This window comes from Micromonospora sp. NPDC093244 (genome assembly GCF_040683695.1).
Lineage (GTDB): Bacteria > Actinomycetota > Actinomycetes > Mycobacteriales > Micromonosporaceae > Micromonospora.
In genome coordinates this window covers 233,616-254,146 of sequence record NZ_JBFBEO010000007.1, presented here as the reverse complement: position 1 = coordinate 254,146, position 20,531 = coordinate 233,616, and the positions used below count along the sequence as shown (strand labels likewise).

Sequence of the window (20,531 nt, the reverse complement as noted above, 5' to 3'; positions counted from 1 at the left end):
GGGGCCGGCTCGCCGGCCCCCGACCCCACCCGAGAATTAGCAGTACAGACGACGACATAGGGGACATAGTGCTCGACGTCAACTTCTTCGACGAGCTGCGCATTGGTCTCGCCACGGCCGACGACATCCGTCAGTGGTCGCACGGCGAGGTCAAGAAGCCTGAGACGATCAACTACCGCACCCTGAAGCCGGAAAAGGACGGGCTCTTCTGCGAGAAGATCTTCGGTCCGCAGCGGGACTGGGAGTGCTACTGCGGTAAGTACAAGCGCGTCCGGTTCAAGGGCATCATCTGTGAGCGCTGCGGCGTCGAGGTGACCCGCTCCAAGGTCCGTCGTGAGCGGATGGGGCACATCGAGCTCGCCGCTCCGGTGACCCACATCTGGTACTTCAAGGGCGTTCCGAGCCGGCTGGGTTACCTGCTGGACCTCGCCCCCAAGGACCTCGAGAAGATCATCTACTTCGCCTCGTACGTCGTGACGAGCGTGGACGCCGAGTCGCGTCACCGTGACCTCTCGACGATCGAGAACGAGATCCTCGCCGAGAAGCGGCAGTCCGAGAACAGCCGCGACTCGGAGATCGAGAAGCGGGCCGCCAAGCTCGAGGCCGACCTGGCCGAGCTGGAGGCCGAGGGTGCCAAGGCGGACGTCCGGCGCAAGGTCAAGGAGGGCGGAGAGCGCGAGATGCGCCAGATCCGCGACCGGGCCCAGCGCGAGATCGACCGCCTGGACGAGGTGCTCGACACCTTCCGCAAGCTGGAGCCGAAGCAGCTGGTCACCGACGAGTTGCTCTACCGCGAGCTGCGCGACCGGTTCGGTGAGTACTTCACCGGCTCGATGGGCGCCGAGGCGATCAAGGCGCTGGTCCAGAACATGGACCTCGACGCCGAGGCCGAGAGCCTGCGCGAGACCATCCGGTCCGGCAAGGGTCAGCGGAAGATCCGGGCGCTCAAGCGGCTCAAGGTCGTGGCGGCGTTCCTGAACACCCGCAACTCGCCGCTCGGCATGGTGCTGGACTGCGTCCCGGTCATCCCGCCGGACCTGCGCCCGATGGTGCAGCTCGACGGTGGCCGGTTCGCGACCTCGGACCTGAACGACCTGTACCGCCGCGTGATCAACCGGAACAACCGCCTCAAGCGACTGATCGACCTCGGTGCGCCCGAGATCATCGTCAACAACGAGAAGCGGATGCTCCAGGAGGCCGTCGACGCGCTGTTCGACAACGGCCGCCGCGGCCGGCCGGTCACCGGTCCGGGTAACCGCCCGCTCAAGTCGCTGTCCGACATGCTCAAGGGCAAGCAGGGCCGCTTCCGTCAGAACCTGCTGGGCAAGCGCGTTGACTACTCCGGCCGTTCGGTCATCGTGGTCGGCCCGAAGCTCAAGCTGCACCAGTGCGGTCTGCCCAAGCAGATGGCCCTGGAGCTGTTCAAGCCGTTCGTGATGAAGCGGCTGGTCGACCTCAACCACGCACAGAACATCAAGTCCGCCAAGCGGATGGTCGAGCGTCAGCGCCCGGTCGTGTGGGACGTGCTGGAAGAGGTCATCGGCGAGCACCCGGTGCTGCTGAACCGCGCGCCGACCCTGCACCGCCTGGGTATCCAGGCCTTCGAGCCGCAGCTGGTCGAGGGCAAGGCGATCCAGATCCACCCGCTGGTCTGCACCGCGTTCAACGCGGACTTCGACGGTGACCAGATGGCGGTGCACGTGCCGCTGTCCGCCGAGGCCCAGGCCGAGGCACGGATCCTGATGCTGTCGTCGAACAACATCCTCAAGCCGGCCGACGGCAAGCCGGTCACCATGCCCACCCAGGACATGGTCATCGGCCTGTACCACCTCACCCACCTCACCCCCGGTGAGAAGGGCGAGGGCCGGGCGTTCAGCTCGGACGCCGAGGCGCGGATGGCCTTCGACAACGGTGAGCTGCACCTGCAGGCTCCGGTGAAGATCCGTCTGCGTGGCGTGATCGGTGTCGACAACGGCGCTGGCGCCGAGGCGTGGACCGCCCCGGAGGGCTGGGTCGAGGGTGAGCCGCTGACCGTGGAGACCACCCTCGGTCGGGTGCTGTTCAACGAGACGCTGCCGCAGGGCTACCGCTTCGTGAACTACGAGATCCGCAAGGGTCAGCTCTCCGCGATCGTCAACGACCTCGCCGAGCGCTTCCCCAAGGTGGCCCTGGCGGCCACCCTGGACGGGCTCAAGGAGGCCGGTTTCCACTGGGCCACCTGGTCCGGCGTGACGATCGGCATGGAGGACGTCATCGCTCCGCCGCGCAAGGCGGAGATCCTGGCGAAGTACGAGAAGGAAGCCGACCGGATCGACAAGCAGTACCAGCGTGGTCTGATGACCGCCGAGGAGCGTCGCGGCGAACTCATCGAGATCTGGACCAAGGCGACCAACGAGGTCGCCAAGGAGATGGACACCGCGCTGCCGCAGGAGAACCCACTGTGGAAGATGATCAACTCGGGTGCCCGCGGTAACCTGCTCCAGCTCCGGCAGATCGCGGCGATCCGTGGTCTGGTGGCCAACCCGAAGGGCGAGATCATCCCGCGGCCGATCAAGGCCAGCTACCGGGAGGGTCTGTCCGTGCTGGAGTACTTCATCTCCACGCACGGTGCCCGTAAGGGTCTCGCCGACACCGCCCTGCGGACCGCCGACTCGGGTTACCTGACCCGTCGTCTGGTGGACGTCTCCCAGGACGTGATCATCCGCGAGGAGGACTGCGGCACCGACCGGGCGATCCCGATGCAGATCGGCGAGCGCCTGGAGGACGGCAGGCTGGTCGTGCACGAGCACGCCGAGACCAGCGTGCACGCCCGTACCCTGGCCGACGACATCAAGGGGCCGGACGGCACCGTCGTCGCCGAGCGGGGTCAGGACATCAACTCCATCGGGGTCGACAAGATCGTCGCCGCCGGCGTGGAGACGGTCCGGGTGCGCAGCGTGCTCACCTGCGAGTCGAAGCTGGGTGTCTGCGGTGCCTGCTACGGGCGTTCGCTGCCGACCGGCAAGACCGTGGACGTCGGCGAGGCGGTCGGCATCATCGCCGCCCAGTCGATCGGTGAGCCGGGTACGCAGCTGACGATGCGTACCTTCCACACCGGTGGTGTCGCGGGTGAGGACATCACCCAGGGTCTGCCGCGTGTCCAGGAAATCTTCGAGGCCCGGGTCCCGAAGGGTAAGGCGCCCATCGCCGACACCCCCGGCCGGATCCGGATCGAGGACGGCGAGCGCTCGCGGAAGATCATCGTGGTGCCGGACGACGGCAGCGACGAGATCGTCTACGACAAGATCTCCAAGCGGGTGCGTCTGCGTACCCACGACGGCGGTCACGTCGCGGTCGGCGAGAAGCTGACCGAGGGCACCATCGACCCGCACGAGCTTCTGCGGATCATGGGTCCGCGGGCGGTCCAGGTCCACCTGACCAGTGAGGTCCAGGAGGTCTACCGCTCGCAGGGTGTGCTCATCCACGACAAGCACATCGAGATCATCATCCGCCAGATGCTCAAGCGGGTGACGGTCATCGACTCCGGCTCGACCGAGTTCCTGCCGGGTGTGCTGGTCGACCGGGCGCTGTTCGAGTCGGAGAACCGCCGGCTCGTGTCGGAGGGCGGCGAGCCCGCCGCCGGTCGTCCGGTGCTGATGGGTATCACCAAGGCCTCGCTGGCCACGGACTCCTGGCTCTCGGCGGCCTCCTTCCAGGAGACCACCCGGGTGCTGACCGACGCTGCGATCAACTCGCGCAGCGACTCGCTTGTCGGCCTCAAGGAGAACGTGATCATCGGTAAGCTCATCCCGGCCGGTACGGGCATCAGCAAGTACCGCAACGTCCGGGTGGAGCCGACCGAGGAGGCCAAGGCCAAGGTCTACTCGATGACCGGTTACCCGGAGACCGACTACGGGTTCGGGCCGGCCAGCGGGCAGGCTGTGCCGCTGGACGACTTCGACTTCGGGTCGTACCGCTAAGCACTGACACCGACGAGGCCCCCGGCACCTGCCGGGGGCCTCGTCGTGTCCGGACCTGCCCACCCGCGCACCCGGTTCGGCAGAATGGGGGCATGACCACCGCAGCCGGCCAGGTGTCCAGCGCGCAGCAGGCCCCACGGCATCCGCTGGATCCCGACCCGGCGCGTGCCACGAAGGCGCGGGCGGTCTTCGCGCTCGGACTGCTCGGGATGCTCACCGGTCTGTTCATCGGTGGGGTGGTGCCGGCGACCGTGGCGCTCCAACTGTCCCGGCAGGCGCGCCGCGAGGCGTACGCCTCAGCGGGTTTCCTGACCGGCGGCGCATGGCTGCGGCGGGGGGAGCGGATGGCCTGGATCGGCCTGGTGCTGGTCGCGGTCAGCGTGGTGATCGCGGTGGTGATCGGCGTGGTCCAGATGGCGGGTTCGCCGTTCGGCCATGACTACCCGACGAACATGGACTGACCCGATCAACGGTCGCCGGGCGTGGGCGGCGGGACCCCCGGCGGTAGCCTGGCCGGTGTCCGCCGCACGGCGGTGGTGGCCTGTCGACAGGAGGACCTCGTGACGGAACCGGCGCGGCCCCCGGCGGACGAACCGGCCGGGCATCCTGGCGCGTCGGCCCCGCCGCCAACCCCTGCGGAGGCAGCGGATCGGCCGGCGGACCCGGCGCCGGCGGAGCAGGCTCCGGCCGCGCCGAGCGCCTGGGCGCGGCCCGACCCGAGTGGGCAGCAGGCCCCGCCCGCCGCCGACGCGTCGCCTACCTCCTCCCCGCAGGGGGACGCCCCGCGCCCGGACGCGCAGGCCTGGGGCGCCCCGCAGCCTTCCGCGCCGCAGCCTTCCGCGCCGCCGTTCTCCGCGCCGCCACCGGGTTGGGGAACGCCCGCGCCGGGCTGGGGCACGCCGCCGCCCGGCTGGGGTCCGGCGCCCGGCGGCGGCGCGACACCGTCCGGTGCGGGCGCCACACCGACCGGGTGGGGTGCGTCCGTCGCGCCCGGCTCGGCCCAGCCGTACGCGGTGTCAGGTGCGCCGTCCCCGCCGCACGACCGGTGGCAGCCACCGTCCGGGTACGGGCCCCCGCCAGGGTGGGGGCAGCCGGGACAGCCGGGGCAGGCCCCCGGCTGGAACTCCCCGGTGCCGCCTCCGAGCGACGAGCAGCGTCGCCCACCGAAGCGGGTCGAGGCCGTGCCCGGCACGCCGTACGGAGTCGTCTACCTGGACGTGGCGCCGGTCACTTCGGGTCTGGCCGTCGGCGCGCTGGTGGCCGGTGTCGCGTCGGTCCTGGTCTCGTTGCTGGTTGTCTGTTTCGGGGTGGCCTTCGCGAACGAGGGTGGGGCCTGGGCGTCCGGGGCTTTCGCGGTACTGGGCGTGCTGGCCGGGGTGGCCGCGATCGTGGCCGGCCTGCTCGGTCGGCGGCAGATCGGCCGGCCGACGGGCCCGCCGGCGGTCCGGTTCACCGGTCGAGGGCTGGCGGTGGCCGGCATCAGTTGCGGGGCTGCGGGGGCGCTGTTCAGCCTGTTGGGGCTCGGCCTCTCCCTGCTGATCTCCCTGACGTGAGGCCGGTCACCCGCCGGGTGGCCGGGTGGAGTGGTCGCCGCAGGTCCCGGGTCGGGTCGGCGGTGCCCGCTGCGGGGCCGACGGGTGGCCCGGTGGGGAAGCCGGTACACTTGTATCCGTAGGTGCCCATCGCGGGCGACGGGGCAAAGCGAGATCCGACTGGCGGGCGTGAGACGGCCGCCGGGCCAATCCGTTTTGACCTGGCCGGCTGTGGTAGGTACTCTTTCCCCTTGTGCCCGGGCCTGCCCGGGCAACTCGTGCGTGCGCTGGTTCCGGTGAGCCGGGCAGCGGGCACGACAAGCCAAAGACCCGGTGCGGGGCGACCCGCGTGCCGGTGACAGAACCCGGTAGGTCCGCGAAAGCGTCCGCACCGGGACCGTGAGTTGGGCGACACGCCCGACCGCGGGTGCCGGGACCTCCGCGAGGTGGCCCTGGTCGGAATGTAGGAGAGCCGGTCATCAGGCCGGCTAACGAGCAGACGGCGCGGCCGCGACTGTGCGGCCGAAGGGAGCGGAGAAACCCGGTGCCCACCATTCAGCAGTTGGTCCGAAAGGGCCGTCAGGCCAAGACGACCAAGACCAAGACCCCTGCGCTGAAGGGGTCTCCCCAGCGGCGCGGCGTGTGCACCCGCGTGTACACCACGACCCCGAAGAAGCCGAACTCGGCGCTGCGCAAGGTCGCTCGTGTCAAGCTCAGCAGCCAGATCGAGGTGACCGCCTACATCCCGGGCGTCGGCCACAACCTGCAGGAGCACTCGATCGTGCTCGTGCGTGGCGGCCGTGTGAAGGACCTCCCCGGCGTGCGTTACAAGATCGTCCGCGGCTCGCTGGACACCCAGGGTGTCCGCAACCGCAAGCAGGCGCGCAGCCGTTACGGCGCGAAGAAGGAGAAGAGCTGACATGCCGCGTAAGGGACCCGCTCCGCGGCGGCCGCTGGTCGCTGACCCGGTGTACAACTCGCCGCTGGTCACCCAGTTGGTGAACAAGATCCTGCTCCGCGGCAAGCGTCAGCTCGCCGAGTCCATCGTGTACGCGGCCCTCGAGGGCTGCCGCGAGAAGTCCGGCACCGACCCGGTCGTCACCCTCAAGCGGGCGATGGACAACGTCAAGCCGACCCTCGAGGTGCGCAGCCGTCGTGTCGGTGGCGCCACCTACCAGGTTCCGGTCGAGGTCCGCCCCGCCCGGGCGACCACGCTGGGCCTGCGTTGGCTGGTCACCTACTCCCGCGCCCGCCGCGAGAAGACCATGGTCGAGCGGCTCATGAACGAGCTGCTGGACGCGAGCAACGGCCTCGGTGCCGCCGTCAAGCGGCGCGAGGACACGCACAAGATGGCCGAGTCCAACAAGGCCTTCGCGCACTACCGCTGGTAACACCCTGGTTCCGGCGCTCTCGGGCGCCGGAACCGCCACCAGTTGAGTCGAGACGACGATAAGTAGGGATTGAAGTGGCCGCCGCAGACGCGCTCGCCAACGTACGCAACATCGGCATCATGGCGCACATCGATGCCGGTAAGACCACGACCACCGAGCGGATCCTGTTCTACACCGGCATCACGTACAAGATCGGTGAGGTCCACGAGGGCGCCGCCGTCATGGACTGGATGGAGCAGGAGCAGGAGCGTGGTATCACCATCACCTCCGCTGCTACCAAGTGTGAGTGGAAGGGCCACACGATCCAGATCATCGACACGCCCGGTCACGTCGACTTCACGGTCGAGGTCGAGCGGTCGCTGCGCGTGCTGGATGGTGCGGTCGCGGTCTACGACGGTGTCGCCGGCGTGGAGCCGCAGACGGAGAACGTCTGGCGGCAGGCCGACAAGTACAACGTCCCGCGGATGTGCTTCGTCAACAAGCTCGACCGGACCGGTGCCGACTTCTTCCGCTGCGTGCAGATGATGATCGACCGGCTGAACGCCACCCCGCTGGTGCTCCAGATCCCGATCGGGCTCGAGGGCGACCACATCGGCGTCGTCGACCTGATCGGCATGCGCGCTCTCACCTGGCGTGGGGAGACCCAGAAGGGTGAGGACTACGCGGTTGAGGAGATCCCGGCCGAGCTGGCCGACTCCGCTGCCGAGTGGCGCGAGAAGCTGATGGAGACCCTGGCCGACGTCGACGACTCGGTGATGGAGAAGTACCTGGAAGGCGAGGAGGTCTCCGTCGAGGAGATCAAGGCCGCCATCCGGCGTGCCACCATCGCCGGCAAGGCCAACCCGGTGCTGTGCGGCTCGGCGTTCAAGAACAAGGGCGTCCAGCCCATGCTCGACGCCGTGGTCGACTTCCTGCCGTCGCCGCTGGACGTTCCGGCCATCGAGGGTACGGCCACCGACGGCGAGACCCCGCTGCTGCGGAAGCCGTCCAAGGCCGAGCCCTTCTCCGGCCTGGCGTTCAAGATCCAGACCGACAAGCACCTTGGCAAGCTCACCTACGTCCGGGTCTACTCGGGCACGGTCGAGACCGGCAACCAGGTGGTCAACTCCACCAAGGACCGCAAGGAGCGGATCGGCAAGATCTACCAGATGCACGCCAACAAGCGGGAAGAGCGCAGCTCGGCCCAGGCTGGCGACATCATCGCGGTGCAGGGTCTCAAGCAGACCACCACCGGTGACACGCTGTGCGACCCGGCGAACCCGGTCATCCTGGAGTCGATGACCTTCCCGGAGCCGGTCATCGAGGTCGCCATCGAGCCGAAGACCAAGGCCGACCAGGAGAAGCTCAGCACCGCCATCCAGCGGCTGGCCGAGGAGGACCCGACCTTCCGCGTCAAGCTGGACGAGGAGACCGGTCAGACGGTCATCGCCGGCATGGGTGAGCTGCACCTGGACATCCTGGTCGACCGGATGCGCCGCGAGTTCAACGTCGAGGCGAACATCGGTAAGCCGCAGGTGGCGTACCGCGAGACGATCCGCCGCAAGGTGGACAAGATCGAGTACACCCACAAGAAGCAGACCGGTGGTTCGGGTCAGTACGCCCGCGTCATCGTGAGCGTCGAGCCGCTTCCGCTGGACAACGACTCGCCGACCTACGAGTTCGCCAACGCCGTCACCGGTGGCCGCGTCCCGCGGGAGTTCATCCCGTCGGTGGACGCCGGTGCCCAGGACGCCATGCAGTACGGCATCCTGGCGGGCTTCCCGCTCGTCGGTGTGAAGCTGACGCTGCTGGACGGCCAGTACCACGAGGTTGACTCCTCGGAAATGGCATTCAAGATCGCCGGCTCGATGGTGATGAAGGAGGCGGCCCGCAAGGCCGACCCCGCACTGCTCGAGCCGATGATGGCCGTTGAAGTCACCACTCCTGAGGAGAACATGGGTGACGTCATCGGCGACCTCAACTCCCGCCGCGGCATCATCCAGGCGATGGAGGAGCGCAGCGGCGCCCGCATCGTCCGGGCTCTGGTGCCGTTGTCGGAGATGTTCGGCTACGTCGGCGACCTGCGGTCGAAGACCCAGGGCCGGGCTAGCTACAGCATGCAGTTCGACTCCTACGCCGAGGTTCCGCAGAGCGTGGCGAAGGAGATCATCGCCAAGGCGACGGGCGAGTAACGTCGCTGAGCAGGTGATTCGTGGGTGGTCGCGGGAGGGTTCTCCCGCCCGCGGCCACCACGATCGGATCGCGTGAGACCGGGCCTGTAGGCTTCATCGCCGCAGAACCCACAAAAGCTCTCCGGCCGTTCAGGCCGGAAAGGCTGTCGACAGAGTCCTAAGCGCCGACCGGCGCGCCGGGCGTACGAACCAAGAAGTCCACAGGAGGACACCAGTGGCGAAGGCTAAGTTCGAGCGGACTAAGCCGCACGTCAACATCGGCACCATTGGTCACATCGACCACGGTAAGACGACGCTGACGGCGGCCATCACCAAGGTCCTGCACGACCAGTACCCGGACCTGAACCCGTACACGCCGTTCGACGAGATCGACAAGGCGCCGGAGGAGAAGGCCCGCGGCATCACGATCTCGATCGCGCACGTCGAGTACCAGACCGAGGCGCGGCACTACGCGCACGTCGACTGCCCCGGCCACGCGGACTACATCAAGAACATGATCACCGGTGCCGCGCAGATGGACGGCGCGATCCTGGTGGTCGCGGCGACCGACGGTCCGATGCCGCAGACCCGCGAGCACGTGCTGCTGGCCCGCCAGGTTGGCGTGCCGTACATCGTCGTGGCGCTCAACAAGAGCGACATGGTCGACGACGAGGAGCTCCTGGAGCTCGTCGAGCTCGAGGTGCGCGAGCTGCTCTCCTCGCAGGAGTACCCGGGTGACGACCTGCCGGTCGTTCGGGTTTCGGCGCTGAAGGCCCTCGAGGGTGACCCCGAGTGGACCGGCAAGCTGCTGGACCTGATGACCGCTGTCGACACCGCGATCCCGCAGCCGGAGCGCGAGACCGAGAAGCCGTTCCTCATGCCGATCGAGGACGTCTTCACGATCACCGGTCGTGGCACCGTCGTCACCGGTCGCGCCGAGCGCGGCATCCTCAAGCCGAACGAGGAGGTGGAGATCGTCGGTATCCGCGAGAAGTCGCAGAAGACGGTCTGCACCGGTATCGAGATGTTCCGCAAGCTGCTCGACGAGGCCCGCGCGGGCGAGAACGTCGGTCTGCTGCTGCGTGGCATCAAGCGCGAGGACGTCGAGCGCGGCATGGTGGTCGTCAAGCCGGGCACCACGACCCCGCACACGGAGTTCGAGGCGACCGTCTACATCCTCTCCAAGGAGGAGGGTGGCCGGCACACCCCGTTCTTCCAGAACTACCGTCCGCAGTTCTACTTCCGGACCACGGACGTCACCGGTGTCGTCACCCTCCCCGAGGGCACCGAGATGGTCATGCCTGGTGACAACACCACCATGTCGGTGAAGCTGATCCAGCCCATCGCCATGGAGGAGAACCTCAAGTTCGCGATCCGCGAGGGTGGCCGCACCGTCGGCGCCGGGTTCGTCACCAAGATCGTCAAGTGAGCTAGGTAACCCCGATTAGACCCGCCGCCGGTCGTGCGGCATACTAGTCAGGTTGCGTAACGACAGTTCGTCGCCTGTGTTCGGCTTTCGCTGAACCTCCGGGTGGCGGCACAGTCGAGCGTAGGGTGGTTGGCGGCCCAGTCGCCAACCACCCTCGCACGGCGTTCAGGTCGCGGTAATGCGATCGGCGCCTTGACCCACCGCGCGGTCAGGACCGCTCCGGAGTCCCGGGGCGGAGCCCGGCCCGAGGGCGCGACACGCCCGACCGCGGGGGTCGGCGAAGTGGGCCTGTACCAGCCGGTACAGGCGCCCGCAACACAGCGGCATCGAGAGAAGGAACAGAAGCCACCATGGCGGGACAGAAGATCCGCATCCGGCTCAAGGCCTATGACCACGAGGTCGTCGACTCCTCGGCTCGGAAGATCGTCGAGACGGTGACGCGTACCGGGGCGCAGGTCGCGGGCCCGGTGCCGCTGCCCACGGAGATCAACCGTTTCTGCGTTATCCGCTCGCCGCACAAGTACAAGGACTCGCGCGAGCACTTCGAGATGCGCACGCACAAGCGGCTGATCGACATCATCGACCCGACCCCGAAGACGGTCGACTCGCTCATGCGCCTCGACCTGCCGGCTGGCGTCGACATCGAGATCAAGCTGTAGGGACCGGACAAATGGACAGGCAAGTCAAGGGGATCCTGGGCGCCAAGCTCGGCATGACCCAGGTCTGGGACAACAACAAGGTTGTTCCCGTGACCGTGGTCGAGGCCGGCCCGTGCGTCATCAGCCAGGTTCGTAGCGCCGAGAAGGACGGTTACTCCGCGGTCCAGCTGGCCTACGGCAACATCGACCCGCGCAAGGTCAAGAAGCCGATCAGCGGGCACTACGCGAAGGCGGACGTGGCGCCGCGCCGGCACATCGTCGAGCTGCGCACCACGGACGCCGGTGAGTACTCGCTCGGCCAGGAGGTCACGGTCGAGGAGTTCCCGGCCGGCGTCACCATCGACGTCACCGGAAAGACCAAGGGCAAGGGCTACGCCGGCCCGATGAAGCGGCACGGCTTCCACGGTCTGGGCGCCGGTCACGGCGTCGAGCGCAAGCACCGTTCGCCCGGTTCCATCGGCGCCTGCGCCACCCCGGGTCGTGTCTTCAAGGGCACCCGGATGGCCGGCCGCATGGGTGGCGTGCGCTACACCGTGCAGAACCTCACCGTCCAGGCGGTCGACACCGAGAACAACCTCCTGCTCGTCCGTGGTGCCATTCCCGGCCCCAAGGGCGCGCTGGTTCTGGTCCGTACCGCGGCCAAGAGCAAGGTGAAGAAGGGCGGTGCGGCCAAGTGACCACCGTTGACGTGCGCACCGTCGAAGGCACCACCAGCGGCTCGGTCGAGCTGCCGGCGGACATCTTCGACGTGCAGGCCAACGTCGCGCTGATGCACCAGGTCGTGGTGGCCCAGCTCGCGGCGGCCCGACAGGGCACGCACAAGACCAAGACCCGCGCCGAGGTTTCCGGCGGCGGCAAGAAGCCGTACAAGCAGAAGGGCACCGGTCGCGCCCGGCAGGGCTCGATCCGCGCGCCGCAGTTCGCCGGCGGTGGCGTGGTGCACGGTCCCGTCCCGCGTGACTACAGCCAGCGGACCCCGAAGAAGATGAAGGCCGCCGCGCTGCGGGGTGCCCTCTCCGACCGGGCCCGCGCCGGGCAGGTGCACGTTGTCGAGGCGTTCGTCTCGGGCGAGAAGCCGTCGACCAAGGCCGCCCTGGCCACGCTGACCAAGCTCACCGAGGCCCGTCGGGTTCTCGTCGTGCTGAGCAGCACCGACGAGCTGAACTGGGTGTCGCTGCGCAACGAGCCGCGGGTGCACCTGATCGAGTCCGGCCAGCTGAACACGTACGACGTGCTGGTGGCCGACGACGTGGTCTTCACCAAGGACGCCCTGGACGAGTTCCTGGGCGTGCCCGCCGAGACCACCGAGGAGGGTGGCAAGTGAGCACGATCGCCGACCCGCGCGACATCATCGTGGCGCCGGTCGTCTCGGAGAAGAGCTACAGCGAGCTGAACCGGAACTGGTACACCTTCCTGGTGCACCCGGACGCGAACAAGACCGAGATCAAGATCGCTATCCAGCAGATCTTCAACGTCCGCGTCCTGACGGTCAACACGCTCAACCGCCAGGGGAAGCGCAAGCGCACCAAGACCGGCTTCGGTCAGCGCAAGGCGACCAAGCGGGCGATCGTGAAGCTGGCTGACGGTGACCGTATCGAGGCCTTCGGCGGCCCGGTCAGCTGAGGGGTGTAGACAATGGCTATCCGTAAGTACAAGCCGACGACGCCGGGCCGACGTGGCTCCAGTGTCGCCGACTTCGCCGAGATCACCCGGTCCACGCCGGAGAAGTCGCTGCTGGCTCCGCTGCCGAAGAAGGGCGGGCGTAACGCCCACGGCCGGATCACCACGCGGCACCACGGTGGAGGTCACAAGCGCCAGTACCGTCTGATCGACTTCAAGCGGGTCGACAAGGACGGCGTGCCGGCGAAGGTCGCTCACATCGAGTACGACCCCAACCGCACGGCGCGCATCGCGCTGCTGCACTACGCCGACGGCGAGAAGCGGTACATCATCGCGCCGAAGGACATGAAGCAGGGCGACCGCGTCGAGTCCGGTCCGGGCGCCGACATCAAGCCCGGTAACAACCTGCCGCTGCGCAACATCCCGGTCGGTACCACGATCCACAACGTGGAGCTGCGTCCGGGTGGCGGGGCCAAGCTGGCCCGTTCCGCGGGTGTCGGCATCCAGCTGCTCGGCCGCGAGGGCGCGTACGCGACCCTGCGTATGCCGTCCGGCGAGATCCGGCGTGTGGACGTGCGCTGCCGCGCGAGCGTCGGCGAGATCGGCAACGCCGACCAGTCGAACATCAACTGGGGTAAGGCCGGCCGTATGCGGTGGAAGGGCAAGCGCCCGACCGTCCGTGGTGTCGCCATGAACCCGGTCGACCACCCGCACGGTGGTGGTGAGGGTAAGACCTCCGGTGGTCGCCACCCGGTCAACCCGCAGGGTAAGCCCGAGGGCCGTACCCGGCGTAAGGGCCAGCCGAGTGACAAGCTGATCGTCCGCCGTCGCTACGCCACGCGTAAGCGCGGCTGAGGGAGATAAGACATGCCTCGCAGCCTGAAGAAGGGCCCGTTCGTAGACGACCACCTGCTCAAGAAGGTGGAAGTGCAGAACGACAAGGGCTCGAAGAACGTGATCAAGACCTGGTCGCGGCGCTCGACGATCATCCCGGAGATGCTCGGGCACACGATCGCGGTGCACGACGGACGCAAGCACGTCCCGGTGTTCGTGACCGAGGCGATGGTCGGGCACAAGCTCGGCGAGTTCGCGCTGACCCGCACGTTCAAGGGTCACGAGAAGGACGACCGGAAGAGCCGTCGGCGCTGACGCCGCGGGCATACGGATAGAGGGAACAAGGGGTTACAGCGATGCCAGGAAAGGGCGACGCTCCGGTGCTTCCGGGCGCGCGGGCGGTTGCGCGGCACGTGCGCATCTCGCCGATGAAGGCGCGCCGGGTGGTCAACCTCGTCCGCGGCCTGCCCGCGAAGGAGGCGCTCACGGTGCTGCAGTTCGCGCCGCAGGCTGCGAGCGAGCAGGTGTACAAGGTGCTCGCTAGCGCGATCGCCAACGCGGAGAACAACGAGCGGCTGGACCCCGACGCGCTGCTCGTCAGCGAGGCGTTCGTGGACGAGGGCCCGACGATGAAGCGGTTCCAGCCTCGGGCGCAGGGTCGGGCGTACCGGATCCGCAAGCGGACCTGTCACATCACCGTGGCGGTCGAGGCGGTCGCGCCGGCAGCGCCGAGGAAGGCCGCGGCCAAGAAGGCCGCTCCGGCCACGGAGGCCGCACCGGCCGAAGCGCAGAGCAAGACGGAGGGCGCCGAGTAATGGGTCAGAAGGTTCACCCCACTGGGTTCCGGCTCGGCATCTCGACCGACTGGAAGTCCCGCTGGTTCGCGGACAAGCTCTACAAGGACTACATCGGCGAGGATGTCAAGATCCGCCGCATGATGTCCAAGGGCCTGGAGCGCGCCGGGATTTCCAAGGTCGACATCGAGCGCACCCGCGACCGGGTCCGGGTCGACATCCACACCGCCCGGCCGGGCATCGTCATCGGCCGTAAGGGTGCGGAGGCCGACCGGATCCGCGGCGAGCTGGAGAAGCTCACCGGCAAGCAGGTCCAGCTGAACATCATCGAGGTGAAGAACCCCGAGTCGGACGCTCAGCTCGTCGCGCAGGGCGTGGCCGAGCAGCTGTCCAGCCGGGTCAGCTTCCGTCGGGCGATGCGCAAGGCCATGCAGTCGGCGATGAAGAACCCGGTCTGCAAGGGCATCCGGGTTCAGGTCTCGGGTCGCCTCGGCGGCGCCGAGATGAGCCGGACCGAGTTCTACCGCGAGGGCCGGGTTCCGCTGCACACGCTGCGGGCCAACATCGAGTACGGCTTCTTCGAGGCCCGTACGACGTTCGGTCGGATCGGTGTGAAGGTCTGGATCTACAAGGGCGACGCCGTCCCGGGCCGGGAGGCTCCGGCCGAGGCCGGTCCGTCCCGCCCGCGTCGTGGTGAGCGCGGCGACCGTCCCGAGCGTCCGCGCCGTGGCCGGTCGGGTTCGTCCGGCACGACGGCTGGCGGCACCGAGGCCGGCCGGGCCGCTGCGACCACCATCGCGCAGCAGGCCGAGACGCCGAGCGGCGAGCCGGTGGACAGCGCTGCTGTCGCCGCCGCGGCTGCTCCGGCAGAAACGCAGCAGGAGGGCTGACAGATGCTGATGCCGCGCAAGCCCCCGAAGGGCTTCCGCAAGCCGCACCACCCGGACCGCAGTGGCGCGTCCAAGGGTGGTAACCGGGTGGTGTTCGGCGAGTTCGGGATCCAGGCTCTCGAGCCGGCGTACGTGACCAACCGCCAGATCGAGTCGGCGCGTATCGCGATGACCCGTCACATCAAGCGTGGCGGCAAGGTCTGGATCACGATCTTCCCGGACCAGGCCCTCACCAAGAAGCCTGCCGAGACCCGGATGGGTTCCGGTAAGGGTTCGCCGGAGTGGTGGGTCTCCAACGTCAAGCCGGGTCGGATTCTCTTCGAGATGTCCTTCCCCAACGAGCAGATCGCGCGAGAGGCCATGCGTCGCGCGATCCACAAGCTCCCGATGAAGTGCCGCATTGTTACGCGCGAAGTGGGTGAATCCTGATGGCAGCGGGCGTTAAGGCGACCGAGCTGCGTGAGCTCTCCGAGGAGGAGCTGGTCACGAAGCTGCGGGAGGCCAAGGCGGAGCTGTTCAACCTCCGCGTGCAGGCCGCAACCGGGCAGCTGGACAACAACCGGCGGCTGCAGGTCATCCGTCGGGAGATCGCCCGGATCTACACGATCATGCGCGAGCGCGAGCTGGGGCTCTCGGCCGCGCCGACTGAGGTGACTGCATCATGACCGAAGACACCGCCACCGCCGCCGCGCGGTCCCGCCGCAAGGTCCGTGAGGGCCTGGTGGTCAGCGACAAGATGGACAAGACCGTCGTGGTCGAGGTCGAGGACCGGGTTCGGCACGCTCTCTACGGCAAGATCATGCGCCGTACGAGCAAGCTGAAGGTGCACGACGAGCAGAACGCCGCCGGCACCGGCGACCGGGTCCTGATCATGGAGACCCGGCCGCTGAGCGCCACCAAGCGTTGGCGGATCGTGGAGATCCTGGAAAAGGCCAAGTAGCGAAGGCTCGAGCTCGCCCGGCGTTGCGTCGGGCGTTGGTTCCGCCAGGCTCCGGCCGCCACGGCGGCCGGAGAACCGGCAGACATAGGAGATAGACGTGATTCAGCAGGAGTCGCGACTGCGCGTCGCCGACAACACGGGTGCCCGGGAGATCCTGTGCATCCGGGTTCTCGGTGGCTCCGGTCGGCGCTACGCGAGTATCGGCGACGTCATCGTGGCCACCGTCAAGGACGCGATCCCGGGTGCCGGTGTCAAGAAGGGCGACGTCGTCAAGGCAGTCGTCGTTCGCACCGCCAAGGAGAAGCGTCGGCCGGACGGCTCGTACATCCGCTTCGACGAGAACGCCGCCGTCATCATCAAGGACGGTGGGGACCCGCGCGGTACCCGTATCTTCGGCCCGGTGGGCCGCGAGCTGCGGGACAAGCGGTTCATGAAGATTATTTCCCTCGCGCCGGAGGTGTTGTGACCGTGAAGGTCAAGAAGGGCGACACGGTCGTCGTCATCGCCGGCAAGGACAAGGGCGCCAAGGGCAAGGTCATCGCGGCCTACCCGCGGCAGGACAAGGTCCTCGTCGAGGGCGTGAACCGGGTCAAGAAGCACACCCGCATCAGCACCACCCAGCGTGGCGCCAAGACCGGCGGCATCGTCACCCAGGAGGCCCCGATCCACGTCTCGAACGTGCAGGTCCTGGACTCCGACGGCAAGCCGACCCGCGTCGGTTACCGGATCGACGACAACGGCCAGAAGGTCCGCATCGCGCGTAGCACCGGTAAGGACCTGTGATGACCACGGCTACCGAAAAGACCATGCCGCGCCTCAAGGAGCGGTACCGCAACGAGATCGTGGCCCAGCTGCGTGAGCAGCACAGCTACGGCAACCCCATGCAGGTGCCGCGGCTGGTCAAGATCGTCGTCAACATGGGTGTCGGCGAGGCTGCTCGCGACGCCAAGCTGATCGACGGCGCGGTCCGTGACCTCGCCACGATCACCGGCCAGAAGCCGCAGGTGCGGCGGGCGACCAAGTCCATCGCGCAGTTCAAGCTCCGCGAGGGCATGCCGATCGGCGCGAAGGTCACCCTTCGCGGTGACCGGATGTGGGAGTTCCTGGACCGGCTGCTGTCCATCTCGCTGCCGCGTATCCGCGACTTCCGCGGTCTCGACGGGCGCAAGCTGGACGGGCACGGCAACTACACGTTCGGTCTGACCGAGCAGTCGGTGTTCCACGAGATCGACCAGGACAAGATCGATCGCCAGCGGGGCATGGACATCACGGTGGTCACGACCGCCACGACCGACGACGAGGGCCGGGCGCTGCTCAAGCTCCTGGGCTTCCCGTTCAAGGAGAACTGAGATGGCCAAGAAGGCGCTGATCATCAAGGCGGCCGCGAAGCCGAAGTTCTCGGTTCGCGCGTACACCCGCTGCCAGCGGTGCGGGCGTCCGAAGGCGGTCTACCGCAAGTTCGGTCTCTGCCGGGTCTGCATCCGGGAGATGGCCCACCGCGGTGAGCTGCCGGGCGTGTCCAAGGCTTCCTGGTAAGGGCGACCGCGTCCCGGCTGTCAGCCGGGAACTCCTGCACCGATTAGGTATTGCTCTTCGCCGTAGGCCCGGGGCTGATGCCCCGGGAACCCCGGCGAGAAAGGCTGACGAAATCCATGACGATGACCGACCCGATCGCAGACATGCTCACGCGTCTGCGTAACGCCAACCAGGCGTACCACGATCAGGTGAAGATGCCCTACTCCAAGATCAAGGCGAACATCGCCGAGGTCCTGAAGGCCGAGGGTTACATCGCCACCTGGTCGGTCGAGGAGCCCGAGGAGGGCGCCGTCGGCAAGCGACTGGTCGTCGAGCTGAAGTACGGCCAGAACCGGGAGCGGAGCCTGGCCGGCATCAAGCGCGTGTCCAAGCCCGGTCTCCGGGTGTACGCCAAGTCGGACGGGCTCCCGCGGGTGCTCGGTGGGCTGGGCGTGGCGATCATTTCGACGTCCCAGGGGCTGCTGACCGACCGGCAGGCCCGCAAGCGGAGTGTTGGCGGGGAAGTCCTCGCCTTCGTCTGGTAACGGGAGACAGGTAGAAATGTCGCGAATTGGACGTAAGTCGATCCCGGTACCGACCGGCGTCGACATCACGATCGACGGGCAGACCGTCAAGGTCAAGGGCCCCAAGGGCCAGCTCCAGCACACCCTCGCCGAGCCGATCACGATCGAGCGGGCGGACAACGGGGAGCTGAGCGTCAACCGGCCGAACGACGAGCGCAAGGCCAAGGAGCTCCACGGCCTGAGCCGTACGCTGATCGCCAACATGATCGTCGGGGTCACCGAGGGCTACCGCAAGAGCCTGGAGATCGCCGGCACCGGTTACCGGGTCACCGCCAAGGGTTCGGACCTCGAGTTCGCGCTCGGGTTCTCGCACCCGGTGGTCGTCTCCGCCCCGGCGGGCATCACCTTCACGGTGGAGCGGCCGACCCTGTTCCACGTGGCCGGCATCGACAAGCAGCAGGTCGGTGAGGTCGCCGCCAACATCCGGAAGATCCGTCCGCCGGAGCCCTACAAGGGCAAGGGCGTGAAGTACCAGGGCGAGGTCATCCGCCGCAAGGCTGGAAAGGCAGGTAAGAAGTGAGCGCCACGCTGCTCAAGCGCCGCCGCGGCGTCGCCGCCAAGCGCGCCGTTGGGCGTGCGCGTCGGCACTTCCGCGTCCGCAAGAACGTCACAGGTACGGCCGAGCGTCCGCGCCTGGTCGTCACCCGTTCGCTGCGGCACATGGTCGCCCAGATCGTCGACGACTCCAAGGGTCACACCCTGGCGTCGGCGTCGACCCTGGACGCCTCGCTGCGCGGTACGGAGGGCGACAAGAGCGCCCTCGCCGGCAAGGTGGGCGCCCTGCTCGCCGAGCGGGCCAAGGCCGCCGGCGTCTCCAAGGTCGTCTTCGACCGCGGTGGCAACAGGTACGCGGGGCGTGTCGCCGCGCTTGCCGACGCCGCCCGCGAAGCCGGGCTCGAGTTCTAAACAACCCCGTCACGAGAGATAAGGAAGGCTGCTGATGCCAGGTCAACAGCGCCGTGGCGGCGGGTCCGGTGGCAACGAGGGTGGTCGCCGCGACAACCGCCGTGAGGGCGGCCGCGGAAACGCGCCCGTCGAGAAGACCCCGCACCTTGAGCGGGTCGTCGCGATCAACCGCGTCGCCAAGGTCGTGAAGGGTGGTCGTCGCTTCAGCTTCACCGCCCTGGTGATCGTGGGCGACGGCGACGGCACGGTCGGCGTGGGCTACGGAAAGGCCAAGGAGGTGCCCGCGGCCATCGCCAAGGGCGTCGAGGAGGCCAAGAAGCACTTCTTCAAGGTTCCGCGTATCGGCCAGTCGATCCCGCACCCGGTGACGGGTGAGGACGCCGCCGGCGTGGTGCTGCTCAAGCCGGCCTCGGCCGGTACGGGTGTCATCGCCGGTGGTCCGGTGCGTGCCGTGCTGGAGTGCGCCGGGATCCACGACGTGCTCTCCAAGAGCCTCGGTTCGTCGAACCCGATCAACATCGTGCACGCCACCGTGGCGGCCCTGAAGGGGCTCGAGTCCCCCGAGCAGGTCGCGGCGCGTCGTGGCCTGCCGGTGGAGGACGTCGCGCCGGCCGCCATGCTGGCGTCGCGGGCGGGGGTGGCGCACTGATGGCACGCCTGAAGGTCACCCAGCTCCGGTCCGGTATCGGGACCAAGCAGAACCAGCGTGACTCGCTGCGTTCGCTCGGTCTCAAGCGGATCAACGACGTGGTGGTCAAGGAGGACCGGCCCGAGATTCGCGGCATGATCTTCACGGTCAACCACCTCGTGAAGGTCGAGGAGGTCGAGTAATGACGATCAAGGTTCACCACCTGCGTCCGGCGCCCGGTTCCAAGACCGCGAAGACCCGTGTGGGTCGCGGTGAGGGTTCCAAGGGCAAGACCGCCGGTCGCGGTACCAAGGGTTCCAAGGCCCGCAAGAACATCTCGGCGGCGTTCGAGGGTGGGCAGATGCCCATCCACATGCGCCTGCCGAAGATGAAGGGCTTCAAGAACAAGTTCAAGGTGGTCTTCCAGGTGGTCAACCTGGACCGGCTCGCCGAGCTGTTCCCGAACGGCGGCCAGGTTGGTCCGCTGGAGCTGATCGAGGCCGGTGCGGTCCGCAAGGGCCACCCGGTCAAGGTCCTCGGCACCGGGGACCTCGGCGGGGTGGCGCTCCAGGTGTCGGCGCACGCGTTCAGCGCGTCGGCCAAGGAGAAGATCGCTGCCGCCGGTGGCTCCGTCACCGAGCTGTAAGGCGTACGACCATGGCGTCCGTCCAGTTGTGAGCAACTGGACGGACGCCATGGT

General features: G+C 68.0%; 28 protein-coding genes. All 28 read left to right on the top strand.

The window, feature by feature from the left end:
* Window positions 1–68: 68 nt before the first annotated feature.
* The 28 genes from AB0N27_RS27330 to rplO all read left to right on the top strand — a co-directional run bounded on the left by AB0N27_RS27330 (window position 69) and on the right by rplO (window position 20,477).
* Window positions 69–3,959, top strand: a complete 3,891-nt coding sequence (locus AB0N27_RS27330) for a DNA-directed RNA polymerase subunit beta' (protein WP_364375621.1) — start codon at window positions 69–71, stop codon at window positions 3,957–3,959.
* Between the two features lie 92 nt (window positions 3,960–4,051).
* Entirely contained in the window at window positions 4,052–4,420 is a 369-nt protein-coding gene (locus tag AB0N27_RS27325) for a hypothetical protein (RefSeq protein ID WP_364375618.1), read from the top strand.
* A gap of 669 nt (window positions 4,421–5,089) precedes the next feature.
* The gene (locus AB0N27_RS27320) at window positions 5,090–5,512 is read left to right on the top strand and encodes a phage holin family protein (RefSeq protein ID WP_364375671.1); all 423 of its coding nucleotides are present in this window, start codon (window positions 5,090–5,092) and stop codon (window positions 5,510–5,512) included.
* 523 nt (window positions 5,513–6,035) lie between these two features.
* Window positions 6,036–6,410 (top strand): 30S ribosomal protein S12, encoded by a 375-nt coding sequence (rpsL, locus tag AB0N27_RS27315; RefSeq protein WP_007465318.1) that lies wholly within the window; start codon window positions 6,036–6,038, stop codon window positions 6,408–6,410.
* A gap of 1 nt (window position 6,411) precedes the next feature.
* Window positions 6,412–6,882: a 30S ribosomal protein S7 gene (gene rpsG / locus AB0N27_RS27310; RefSeq protein WP_076466673.1), complete on the top strand. Its 471-nt coding sequence runs from the start codon at window positions 6,412–6,414 to the stop codon at window positions 6,880–6,882.
* A 74-nt stretch (window positions 6,883–6,956) separates the two neighbouring features.
* Entirely contained in the window at window positions 6,957–9,053 is a 2,097-nt protein-coding gene (fusA, locus tag AB0N27_RS27305) for an elongation factor G (protein ID WP_364375614.1), read from the top strand.
* Between the two features lie 214 nt (window positions 9,054–9,267).
* On the top strand, window positions 9,268–10,461 hold the full coding sequence (tuf, locus tag AB0N27_RS27300; protein WP_139585961.1) for an elongation factor Tu: 1,194 nt from the start codon (window positions 9,268–9,270) through the stop codon (window positions 10,459–10,461).
* Window positions 10,462–10,811: 350 nt separating this feature from the next.
* Window positions 10,812–11,120, top strand: a complete 309-nt coding sequence (rpsJ, locus tag AB0N27_RS27295) for a 30S ribosomal protein S10 (RefSeq protein WP_007073037.1) — start codon at window positions 10,812–10,814, stop codon at window positions 11,118–11,120.
* An 11-nt stretch (window positions 11,121–11,131) separates the two neighbouring features.
* Window positions 11,132–11,797, top strand: coding sequence for a 50S ribosomal protein L3 (gene rplC, locus AB0N27_RS27290; protein ID WP_139585963.1), 666 nt, complete (start codon window positions 11,132–11,134; stop codon window positions 11,795–11,797).
* Window positions 11,794–12,444 carry a 50S ribosomal protein L4 gene (gene rplD / locus AB0N27_RS27285; RefSeq protein WP_357986624.1) on the top strand — a complete coding sequence of 217 codons (651 nt, stop codon included), beginning with the start codon at window positions 11,794–11,796 and terminating at the stop codon, window positions 12,442–12,444. Before rplC ends, rplD begins: the two co-directional genes overlap by 4 nt.
* On the top strand, window positions 12,441–12,743 hold the full coding sequence (rplW, locus tag AB0N27_RS27280) for a 50S ribosomal protein L23 (protein ID WP_007465304.1): 303 nt from the start codon (window positions 12,441–12,443) through the stop codon (window positions 12,741–12,743). Before rplD ends, rplW begins: the two co-directional genes overlap by 4 nt.
* A gap of 12 nt (window positions 12,744–12,755) precedes the next feature.
* Window positions 12,756–13,595 carry a 50S ribosomal protein L2 gene (gene rplB / locus AB0N27_RS27275; RefSeq protein WP_007465301.1) on the top strand — a complete coding sequence of 280 codons (840 nt, stop codon included), beginning with the start codon at window positions 12,756–12,758 and terminating at the stop codon, window positions 13,593–13,595.
* Window positions 13,596–13,607: 12 nt separating this feature from the next.
* Window positions 13,608–13,889: a 30S ribosomal protein S19 gene (gene rpsS, locus AB0N27_RS27270; protein WP_007465299.1), complete on the top strand. Its 282-nt coding sequence runs from the start codon at window positions 13,608–13,610 to the stop codon at window positions 13,887–13,889.
* A gap of 41 nt (window positions 13,890–13,930) precedes the next feature.
* The gene (rplV, locus tag AB0N27_RS27265; RefSeq protein ID WP_139585967.1) at window positions 13,931–14,389 is read left to right on the top strand and encodes a 50S ribosomal protein L22; all 459 of its coding nucleotides are present in this window, start codon (window positions 13,931–13,933) and stop codon (window positions 14,387–14,389) included.
* Window positions 14,389–15,258: a 30S ribosomal protein S3 gene (gene rpsC / locus AB0N27_RS27260; RefSeq protein WP_007465294.1), complete on the top strand. Its 870-nt coding sequence runs from the start codon at window positions 14,389–14,391 to the stop codon at window positions 15,256–15,258. The genes rplV and rpsC overlap by 1 nt, the downstream gene beginning before the upstream one ends.
* A gap of 3 nt (window positions 15,259–15,261) precedes the next feature.
* Window positions 15,262–15,687: a 50S ribosomal protein L16 gene (gene rplP / locus AB0N27_RS27255; RefSeq protein WP_121653126.1), complete on the top strand. Its 426-nt coding sequence runs from the start codon at window positions 15,262–15,264 to the stop codon at window positions 15,685–15,687.
* Window positions 15,687–15,923 (top strand): 50S ribosomal protein L29, encoded by a 237-nt coding sequence (rpmC, locus tag AB0N27_RS27250; RefSeq protein WP_007465283.1) that lies wholly within the window; start codon window positions 15,687–15,689, stop codon window positions 15,921–15,923. Before rplP ends, rpmC begins: the two co-directional genes overlap by 1 nt.
* Window positions 15,920–16,198 (top strand): 30S ribosomal protein S17, encoded by a 279-nt coding sequence (gene rpsQ, locus AB0N27_RS27245; RefSeq protein ID WP_109817183.1) that lies wholly within the window; start codon window positions 15,920–15,922, stop codon window positions 16,196–16,198. Before rpmC ends, rpsQ begins: the two co-directional genes overlap by 4 nt.
* Window positions 16,199–16,295: 97 nt before the next feature.
* Window positions 16,296–16,664, top strand: a complete 369-nt coding sequence (gene rplN / locus AB0N27_RS27240) for a 50S ribosomal protein L14 (RefSeq protein ID WP_007073026.1) — start codon at window positions 16,296–16,298, stop codon at window positions 16,662–16,664.
* Window positions 16,661–16,981, top strand: a complete 321-nt coding sequence (gene rplX, locus AB0N27_RS27235) for a 50S ribosomal protein L24 (RefSeq protein WP_007465276.1) — start codon at window positions 16,661–16,663, stop codon at window positions 16,979–16,981. The genes rplN and rplX overlap by 4 nt, the downstream gene beginning before the upstream one ends.
* The gene (rplE, locus tag AB0N27_RS27230; protein ID WP_364375599.1) at window positions 16,981–17,547 is read left to right on the top strand and encodes a 50S ribosomal protein L5; all 567 of its coding nucleotides are present in this window, start codon (window positions 16,981–16,983) and stop codon (window positions 17,545–17,547) included. The genes rplX and rplE overlap by 1 nt, the downstream gene beginning before the upstream one ends.
* 1 nt (window position 17,548) lies before the next feature.
* Window positions 17,549–17,734, top strand: a complete 186-nt coding sequence (locus AB0N27_RS27225) for a type Z 30S ribosomal protein S14 (protein WP_007465272.1) — start codon at window positions 17,549–17,551, stop codon at window positions 17,732–17,734.
* 116 nt (window positions 17,735–17,850) lie between these two features.
* Window positions 17,851–18,258: a 30S ribosomal protein S8 gene (gene rpsH / locus AB0N27_RS27220; protein ID WP_007465270.1), complete on the top strand. Its 408-nt coding sequence runs from the start codon at window positions 17,851–17,853 to the stop codon at window positions 18,256–18,258.
* Between the two features lie 16 nt (window positions 18,259–18,274).
* Window positions 18,275–18,817, top strand: coding sequence for a 50S ribosomal protein L6 (gene rplF / locus AB0N27_RS27215; RefSeq protein WP_364375594.1), 543 nt, complete (start codon window positions 18,275–18,277; stop codon window positions 18,815–18,817).
* On the top strand, window positions 18,814–19,203 hold the full coding sequence (gene rplR, locus AB0N27_RS27210; protein ID WP_139585972.1) for a 50S ribosomal protein L18: 390 nt from the start codon (window positions 18,814–18,816) through the stop codon (window positions 19,201–19,203). Before rplF ends, rplR begins: the two co-directional genes overlap by 4 nt.
* A gap of 34 nt (window positions 19,204–19,237) precedes the next feature.
* Window positions 19,238–19,852: a 30S ribosomal protein S5 gene (gene rpsE, locus AB0N27_RS27205; RefSeq protein ID WP_074314587.1), complete on the top strand. Its 615-nt coding sequence runs from the start codon at window positions 19,238–19,240 to the stop codon at window positions 19,850–19,852.
* Window positions 19,852–20,034, top strand: a complete 183-nt coding sequence (gene rpmD, locus AB0N27_RS27200; protein WP_030329904.1) for a 50S ribosomal protein L30 — start codon at window positions 19,852–19,854, stop codon at window positions 20,032–20,034. The genes rpsE and rpmD overlap by 1 nt, the downstream gene beginning before the upstream one ends.
* A complete protein-coding gene (gene rplO / locus AB0N27_RS27195) occupies window positions 20,034–20,477 on the top strand; it encodes a 50S ribosomal protein L15 (protein ID WP_357986637.1) in 444 nt (147 codons plus the stop codon). The genes rpmD and rplO overlap by 1 nt, the downstream gene beginning before the upstream one ends.
* Window positions 20,478–20,531 lie beyond the last annotated feature (54 nt).

What these genes read in the sequence shown, in the direction of transcription:
- AB0N27_RS27325 (WP_364375618.1), top strand. Translation starts at nt 4,052, where the DNA reads ATGACCACCGCAGCCGGCCAGGTGTCCAGCGCGCAGCAGGCCCCACGG.
- rpsG (WP_076466673.1), top strand. Translation starts at nt 6,412, where the DNA reads ATGCCGCGTAAGGGACCCGCTCCGCGGCGGCCGCTGGTCGCTGACCCG.
- rpsJ (WP_007073037.1), top strand. Translation starts at nt 10,812, where the DNA reads ATGGCGGGACAGAAGATCCGCATCCGGCTCAAGGCCTATGACCACGAG.
- rplC (WP_139585963.1), top strand. Translation starts at nt 11,132, where the DNA reads ATGGACAGGCAAGTCAAGGGGATCCTGGGCGCCAAGCTCGGCATGACC.
- rplB (WP_007465301.1), top strand. Translation starts at nt 12,756, where the DNA reads ATGGCTATCCGTAAGTACAAGCCGACGACGCCGGGCCGACGTGGCTCC.
- rpsS (WP_007465299.1), top strand. Translation starts at nt 13,608, where the DNA reads ATGCCTCGCAGCCTGAAGAAGGGCCCGTTCGTAGACGACCACCTGCTC.
- rplV (WP_139585967.1), top strand. Translation starts at nt 13,931, where the DNA reads ATGCCAGGAAAGGGCGACGCTCCGGTGCTTCCGGGCGCGCGGGCGGTT.
- rpsC (WP_007465294.1), top strand. Translation starts at nt 14,389, where the DNA reads ATGGGTCAGAAGGTTCACCCCACTGGGTTCCGGCTCGGCATCTCGACC.
- rplP (WP_121653126.1), top strand. Translation starts at nt 15,262, where the DNA reads ATGCTGATGCCGCGCAAGCCCCCGAAGGGCTTCCGCAAGCCGCACCAC.
- rpmC (WP_007465283.1), top strand. Translation starts at nt 15,687, where the DNA reads ATGGCAGCGGGCGTTAAGGCGACCGAGCTGCGTGAGCTCTCCGAGGAG.
- rpsQ (WP_109817183.1), top strand. Translation starts at nt 15,920, where the DNA reads ATGACCGAAGACACCGCCACCGCCGCCGCGCGGTCCCGCCGCAAGGTC.
- rplE (WP_364375599.1), top strand. Translation starts at nt 16,981, where the DNA reads ATGACCACGGCTACCGAAAAGACCATGCCGCGCCTCAAGGAGCGGTAC.
- AB0N27_RS27225 (WP_007465272.1), top strand. Translation starts at nt 17,549, where the DNA reads ATGGCCAAGAAGGCGCTGATCATCAAGGCGGCCGCGAAGCCGAAGTTC.
- rpsH (WP_007465270.1), top strand. Translation starts at nt 17,851, where the DNA reads ATGACGATGACCGACCCGATCGCAGACATGCTCACGCGTCTGCGTAAC.
- rplF (WP_364375594.1), top strand. Translation starts at nt 18,275, where the DNA reads ATGTCGCGAATTGGACGTAAGTCGATCCCGGTACCGACCGGCGTCGAC.
- rpsE (WP_074314587.1), top strand. Translation starts at nt 19,238, where the DNA reads ATGCCAGGTCAACAGCGCCGTGGCGGCGGGTCCGGTGGCAACGAGGGT.
- rpmD (WP_030329904.1), top strand. Translation starts at nt 19,852, where the DNA reads ATGGCACGCCTGAAGGTCACCCAGCTCCGGTCCGGTATCGGGACCAAG.
- rplO (WP_357986637.1), top strand. Translation starts at nt 20,034, where the DNA reads ATGACGATCAAGGTTCACCACCTGCGTCCGGCGCCCGGTTCCAAGACC.